Origin of the sequence: Micromonospora parastrephiae (assembly GCF_016802865.1) — a bacterium.
Lineage (GTDB): Bacteria > Actinomycetota > Actinomycetes > Mycobacteriales > Micromonosporaceae > Micromonospora > Micromonospora parastrephiae.
Genome location: NZ_JAEVHM010000260.1, coordinates 1 through 5,955, shown reverse-complemented (window position 1 = coordinate 5,955; position 5,955 = coordinate 1). Strand labels below are relative to the sequence as shown.

Sequence of the window (5,955 nt, the reverse complement as noted above, 5' to 3'; positions counted from 1 at the left end):
GGCAGGGGCCAGCGCCAGCGACCGCGCCCAGCCGGCGTCGGTGCCGGTCAGCAGCGGGCGCCACACCGCCCGCGCGCCGGGCACCGTCGTCGTGCTGACGCCCGGGAGGACGCGACCCCGGGTCACCAGGTCGGCGGCGAAGTCGGCCAGCTCGGCGAGGTGGCGCAGGGTCGCCCCGGGCACCGCCGGGAGTTCCTCCAGGGCGCGCAGGAGCGGCAGCGCGTCGTCCGGGGCGTACACCAGCACGGGGACCCGCCACCCGGCCAGGGTGAGCCGGCCACGGGCCGGGGGTGCGACGGCGGTCCGGATCAGCTCGGGTGAGTCGGTCGGCGCGCCCGCCCGGGTGGGCAGGGTGAGAAGCACGGTGTCCGCACGGGCCGGCTCGGCGGCGTCGGCGAGGGCGGCGGCCAAATCGGTGTGCCCGGCGGCCGAAGGGGTGCGGGCGCTCCCGGGGCGACCGGCCGGAGCGGGCCGGAGCGGGTGGCGCGGCGCTGTCCTCGGCCCAGACGGCGAGCCCGGCGGTCGAGCCGTCGCAGGGCTCCCACAGCCCGTGGATGACCAGCACGTACTCCCCCTCGTCGCCGCCCGCGCCCAGGATAGGCGGCCCCGGTGGGCTAGCGTCGCGACGGTCGGTGAACCTGGTCGACCCGGGCGGGCGCCGCCACAGCCTGCACCCACGACGGCATGGAGTACCCGCCGGGTCTGCTGCCCACCGGCTGACGGCACGCGCCCGCCGACGCCGTGGCGGACGCGCCGGGCTCAGAGCGCCCCGGTGGTGCCGTCGGTCAACTCCCGCAGGATGTCGGCGTGCCCGGCGTGCCGGGCCGTCTCCTCGATCATGTGCACCAGGATCCAGCGCACCGACACCTCGCCGAGTTGCGGGTGCGGCACCACATGGTCGAGATCGAACCGCGCGACGACCTCCCGGGACCGGGCGCAGGCCCGCTCGTACGCCTCGACGAGGCCGGCCACGGTGTCCTGTTCGCCGAGGACGAAGCTCGCCACCGCGTCCTCTTCCGAGGTCAGGTAGACGTCGCCGGGCTCGGGGGCCAGCAGGGTCGGAAACCAGTTCCGCTCGACGAGGGTCAGGTGCTTGACCAGCCCGGCGAGCGTTGTCGCCGACGGCACCAACCTGCGGCGCGCGTCGGCGTCGGCCAGGCCGCGCACCTTGCGCAGCACCACGGCACGGTGGAAGTCGAGGAACGAGTCCAGAACGGCCCGCTCGTCGCCGGCGCGGGCCAGCACCGGGCCGAGCGTCGGATCGATTGTCTGCTCCATCCGCCGACCCTAGTGGCGCGACGGGTGGCTGCGCTGCCCCGCTATCGGCTGCGAGCGGCCGGCACGACAGGCAGGATGGGCGCATGGCTTCATCGGTGCAGATCCTGCTCGTCGGCGGCACGGCGGACGGTGAGACCGTCACCGTCGAGTTGGACAGCAATGGCCGTCCGCCGCTGACCCACCACCACCTCGGGCCCGGTGGCCTGGCCCAGGCGCAGATTTACGAGCTGGAAAGCGCCCATGAGGAGTCCCGCGAGTGGCGCTACCGGTGGACCGGGCCGGCCATGTGACCGGCCGGATCAGACCCGGGCCAGGGTCTGGCTGCGCAGGCTGTCCAGCACGCCACGGGTGACGTCGGAGGTGCCCCGGGCCTGCTCGCAGACATCCGCCACCCGTCGGGCGGTGGCCTCGGCACGCTCCTCCCGCTCGTCCCACAGCCGGTCGACCTCGGCCAGCAGAGGGCCCTCGACCTCCCGCTCCACGCCGCGCAGCGCCGGCACGCCGAGCCGCTGGGCCAGGTCGAAGACCTTGCCGGCGTACGGCAGCGGCAGGAACGGTGTGCCGACCATCGCCGCGAAGATCAGGAAGTGCAGGCGCATCCCGACGGCCAGGTCGAAGTGGCGCATCAGCCCGAGCACCTGCTCCGGCGAGTACGTGCCGTGCAGGATCCGCCCCCGCTCGGCGGCGACCATGTGCGACAGCACCCCGTGGGAGTGCCGGATGTCGTCGCGCTCCATCGGCACGAACAACACGTACGCGTCGATCCGGTGCACCAGGAAGTCACCGATCTGCGCCAGCAGCCGGTGGTAGCCGTCCACGTCGAGGCGCTCGGCCGCCCGGCCCGGCTCCCGCACGCTGATGCCGACCAGCCGCTTGCCGGCCGGCACACCCTCCTCGCTCAGCAGGTGGGCCGGGAAGTCGGCCGGCTGGAGGAGGAAGGCCGGGTCGGCGGTGACCGTGATCGGGTTGAGCAGTCCGGCCTCCTCCAGCACCATCCGGGACTCCTGGTCACGGACGGTGACCTGGGTGGCGCCGGCCAGCGTCTCCCGGACCATGCCGGTGTCCACCCCGTCGCTGAGCGGCCCGACCCCCACCGCGTACGTGATCAGGGGTAGGCCACGTTCCTGGGCGACCCGGACGACCCGCAGGTAGCGGCGGGCCTCCCGGTCGTAGAGGATCCCGCCGCCGCCGAGGATGAGCAGGTCGAGCTGGGCCAGCACCAGAGCGGAGTCGGTACGGCTGACGCCCTCCCAGGGCACCGCCTCGACGTCCGGGTGGGCGGCCCGGGTGTGCTCCGGGTCACGGGAGAAGACGATGATCCGGGCATTCGGTTCCTGCGTGCGCAGATCGGTCAGCAGGCCGGTGAGGATCGCCTCGTCGCCGAGGTTTCGGCCACCGTACGAGCCAAGCACACCGATGGTCAGTCCGGCGCCATGCGTCATCCGTCGCTCCTCCCCAGGTGCGGTCCGCGCGGATTTCCCGCTCGGCAGGTGAACAGTCCTGCCGGGGAGACCGCCCCCGCGCCGGCTCAGCCCGCCGGGTCGATCCGCTTCGCCATCTGCTGCGCGGTGACCTCGAAACCCAGACTGCGGTAGAGCCCGATCGCCACGGTGTTCGTACCGAAGACGTTCAGTCCCAGCTCGGGCACGCCGAGCCGGGCCAGTTCCCCCTCCATCAGCTGAATCATCCGCCGGGCGTGTCCCCGTCCCCGGTGCGCGGGATCCACCTCGATGTTGTGGATCCAGGCCCGGCGGGTGTCGCTCGCGCCGGGGCTTCCCGGCAGGGTCACCCAGATCCAGCCGACCTCGGTGTCGCCGAGCCGGGCCATGCGCAGCAGCGCCGTCCCGGTGGCCGCGCCCGCCGGCAGCAGTTCCCGAAGCTGGCGCGCGGAGTGCTCCAGGGCGGCCTGCGGGGTGAACCCCCGGTGCTCCGCCAGTTCCTCGGCGTACGCCCGCTCCAGCGGCTCACGCAGCCGGGCCAACTCCTGCTCGGTCATCGGCGTCAACGTCAACGTCACCGGACCTCCCCCCTGTGCCGGGTCCAGCCGGCGTCGGATCTCGACAATGCCCGCCACCATCATGATCAGTCAGGACGGGCGGGTGGGGTCTCGCCGGAGCGGGCTCGTGGAGCCGAGGTCACGCCGCCGGACCGTGGCGACCGTGGCCGGTCAGGGCGACGCCGGAGCCGACACCAGCTGTCGCGCCAGTTGCGCCAGGTCGTCGAGGCGCACGTCGCCGTCGAGTCCCTTCAGCGCCGCGGTCATCGCGCCTGCCGCGCGCCCTGCCTCCAGCCCGACCTCGGCGTCCTCGACGACCAGGCAGCGCGCCGGCGACACGTCGAGCAGCGCGGCGGCCCGCAGGTACCCCTCCGGGTCCGGCTTGCCCGCGCTGACGTCCTCGACCGTGACCAGCACGGGAGGCTCGATGCCAGCGGCACCGAGCCGGGCCACGGCCAGTCGGGCGTCGGCGCTGGTCACCACCGCCCAGGGCAACCCCAGCCGGACCAGCGTCAGCAGCAGCTCGTGGGCACCGGGGGTGGCCGTGACGTCGGACAGGTCGTCGTACTGCAACGCCAGTTGGCGTGCCGACGCAGCGGCGACCGCGGTGTCGTCCAGCCACGGGAGCAGCCGGCGAACCGTACGGTCGGCGGGGCTGCCGTGCGCGATGGCCAGCGCAGCGGTGGGGTCCGCCCCGTATTCGGCGGCCCATCGCTGCCAGGCCCGCTCCACGGCGGCGTCGGAGTCAACCAGGGTGCCGTCCATGTCGAACAACACCGCGTCGATGCCGGACAGCTCCACGCACCCTCCCCCACCTGTGCCCGTCCCGAGCATAGAACGACGCCCGTCCGAGCGGTTTACGGACCTCGCGGTGCGAACGAGGGGTCCGATGGCCGCCAGACGGCAGGCCGGCGCCGCCAGATGATCGTTCGCATGACGACGACACTCGACGACAGGGTCGCCCTGGTGACCGGAGGCTCCCGGGGCATCGGGGCCGGCATCGCGCTGCGCCTGGCACAGGACGGAGCCGACGTGGTGCTGACCTATCGGCACGACGCGGAGCGAGCCGCGCTCGTGGTGAAGCAGATCGAGGCGCTGGGCCGACGGTCTCTGGCCGTCCGGGCCGACGGCGCCGATCCGGGCGCCGTGCTGGGCGCGGTCGACCGGGCCGCCGCCGAGATGGGCCGGTTGGACATCCTGGTGAACAACGCCGCGGTGTTCCCGTTCGGCGCCACCGAAGAGCTCGGCATGGCGGAGGTGGAGCAGACCATCGCGGTGAACGTCCGGGCACCGTACGTCGCCGTCCGGGCGGCGCTGCGACACCTGGGCGACGGCGGACGGATCATCAGCATCGGCAGCAACGTCGGTGAACGGGCGGTCTTTTCCGGGCTGGCGCTCTACGCGATGAGCAAGACCGCTCTGCTCGGGCTGACCCGGGGGCTGGCGCGCGAACTGGGGCCGCGGGGCATCACCGTCAACCTGGTCAACCCCGGGCCCACGGACACCGACGCCAACCCGGCGGACGGACCGAACGCGGCGGCCATCACCGGATTCACCGCCGTCGGCCGCTTCGCACGCCCCGCCGACATCGCGGCCACCGTCGCGCACCTGGCCAGCCCCGAGGCGGGCTACGTGACCGGCGCGGTGGTCAACGTGGACGGGGGCTTCACCAGCTGAGGACCGCTTCGGCGCCGGGTCACCACCCGGCGCCGTCCGGCCTCCCGCTCGTCCGCGTCACCCCTCCCGGTCCAACACCGGACGTACGACGTCGACGAACGAAATCCTGCGCCTGGTCCGCTCCTCGATCGCGGCGAGCCATCGTTCCCGGTGCCGGTCACGCAGCGGAACCGCGGAGTCGTCCGGCTCGTCACCGAGCCGACGCTGGTCGGCGTACTCCGCCGTGAGGCTGGCCAGCACCGACCGGGCCGCCGCCGCGACGTCCGCCGGCCCCTCCAGCAACACCAGGTTGTACGCCTCGTCCACGGCGCGCATCGCCGAGTACGCCTCGTCGTAGCCGGGCCTCGGCTCGTTGCCGCCGGCCTCCAGCCACCGTCGGTCCAACTGCCGGTACGCCTGGTCGCAGGCGCTGAGGAACCCGACGTACGCGTCCCGACGCAGCTCGTCCCGACGCGTCGCCCGCTGCTCGGCACTCTCCAGCCGGGCGACGGCGAGTTGGTGGGCCAGTTGCCGGCGGGTGCTGAGCGCGCCGATCAGCCCGGTGAGGGCGGCGGCGGCCAACGTGGACAGTGCGGTGATCAGCGCGACGGCGACGGTGTCCTGCACGCGCCCATCATCGCGTGGCACGTACACGGCCCCCCATCGGGGAGGGTGGTCACCGCTTCGGCACGCGCGTCCTTCGAGGTGCGGCCGGCCACGACCTGTGCCGGCACGGGTCGCGGCCGGTCGAAAACGGGGTCACGTTCCGTACCCGGCCTTGATACAGTCACGCCTTCCCCTTGATCAACAAAGGACGTCGCCATGACCGGGGCCGAACCTGCCGCCAGCTCACCGCCGGACCCCACCCGGGCCCCAGACCCGCTCCCGATCCCACTCCGGCACCCGACACGTCACCCGACTCGACGTCAACCCCAGAGGCCGCGCCGACGGCAGAGCCGGCGCCGACAGCCGAGCCCGCGCCGACAGCCGAGCCCGCGCCGACAGAGGCCGCGCCGGCGGCAGAG

At 73.6% G+C, this 5,955-nt stretch carries 7 protein-coding genes and 1 pseudogene; 2 read left to right on the top strand and 6 right to left on the bottom strand.

The window, feature by feature from the left end:
- Both JNW91_RS28780 and JNW91_RS28775 read right to left on the bottom strand, forming a co-directional pair.
- A pseudogene (locus JNW91_RS28780) lies at positions 1-565 on the bottom strand (ATP-dependent helicase); the annotation flags it as partial.
- 194 nt (positions 566-759) lie between these two features.
- Positions 760-1,278, bottom strand: a complete 519-nt coding sequence (locus JNW91_RS28775; RefSeq protein ID WP_203178630.1) for a DinB family protein — start codon at positions 1,276-1,278, stop codon at positions 760-762.
- Positions 1,279-1,361: 83 nt separating this feature from the next.
- On the opposite strand from JNW91_RS28775, the gene JNW91_RS28770 reads away from it, so the two are divergent.
- Entirely contained in the window at positions 1,362-1,568 is a 207-nt protein-coding gene (locus tag JNW91_RS28770) for a hypothetical protein (protein ID WP_203178629.1), read from the top strand.
- A 9-nt stretch (positions 1,569-1,577) separates the two neighbouring features.
- Here JNW91_RS28770 and JNW91_RS28765 read toward each other — a convergent pair whose 3' ends face one another.
- The 3 genes from JNW91_RS28765 to JNW91_RS28755 form a co-directional block, all read right to left on the bottom strand.
- Positions 1,578-2,720 carry a polysaccharide pyruvyl transferase family protein gene (locus tag JNW91_RS28765; protein ID WP_203178628.1) on the bottom strand — a complete coding sequence of 381 codons (1,143 nt, stop codon included), beginning with the start codon at positions 2,718-2,720 and terminating at the stop codon, positions 1,578-1,580.
- An 86-nt stretch (positions 2,721-2,806) separates the two neighbouring features.
- Complete coding sequence (locus JNW91_RS28760; protein WP_203178627.1) at positions 2,807-3,295, bottom strand: GNAT family N-acetyltransferase; 489 nt, start codon at positions 3,293-3,295, stop codon at positions 2,807-2,809.
- A gap of 150 nt (positions 3,296-3,445) precedes the next feature.
- A complete protein-coding gene (locus tag JNW91_RS28755) occupies positions 3,446-4,075 on the bottom strand; it encodes an HAD-IA family hydrolase (RefSeq protein ID WP_203178626.1) in 630 nt (209 codons plus the stop codon).
- A gap of 132 nt (positions 4,076-4,207) precedes the next feature.
- On the opposite strand from JNW91_RS28755, the gene JNW91_RS28750 reads away from it, so the two are divergent.
- Complete coding sequence (locus JNW91_RS28750; protein WP_203178625.1) at positions 4,208-4,951, top strand: SDR family NAD(P)-dependent oxidoreductase; 744 nt, start codon at positions 4,208-4,210, stop codon at positions 4,949-4,951.
- Between the two features lie 57 nt (positions 4,952-5,008).
- Here JNW91_RS28750 and JNW91_RS28745 read toward each other — a convergent pair whose 3' ends face one another.
- Positions 5,009-5,557, bottom strand: a complete 549-nt coding sequence (locus JNW91_RS28745) for a hypothetical protein (RefSeq protein WP_203178623.1) — start codon at positions 5,555-5,557, stop codon at positions 5,009-5,011.
- Between the last annotated feature and the right edge of the window lie 398 nt (positions 5,558-5,955).